The 300-nt window shown below is 59.7% G+C and carries 1 protein-coding gene; it reads right to left on the bottom strand.

Translation table 11 applies throughout. From position 1 onward, the window contains the following. On the bottom strand, window positions 1-300 hold a 300-nt coding region (locus JMA46_RS16870; protein WP_207346498.1), incomplete at both ends, for a Kunitz family serine protease inhibitor.

Raw genomic sequence — 300 nt, 5'->3', positions numbered from 1 at the left:
GGCCGATGGTCCAGACGCCGGGTTTCTTGCAGGTTTTCTGCTGGGACGAGAGGAAGGTGAACCTGTAGCGGAGGCCCACTTCCATAACGTCGGAACCGGAGTCGAAGTCCGTGTCGAATTGTATGGGCTCCCCTGGGAACGTTTCGGGGCCTTCGTAGATGTACTTCTGGCACTTGTCCCCTTTGATAGGGGACCTGCCAAGCCCGCCGCGGAAGCCGATCCCTGGACCGGGTCGGATCCGGTATGTTACGTCGTGGATAGAGCCTGTGTGGATCTTGTCGCCGTTTGTGTCCACGACGG

Source organism: Arthrobacter sp. E3 (assembly GCF_017353415.1).
Classification (GTDB): domain Bacteria; phylum Actinomycetota; class Actinomycetes; order Actinomycetales; family Micrococcaceae; genus Specibacter.
The sequence above is the reverse complement of the archived record's forward strand: the minus strand, read 5'-3'. Positions and strand labels throughout refer to the sequence as shown.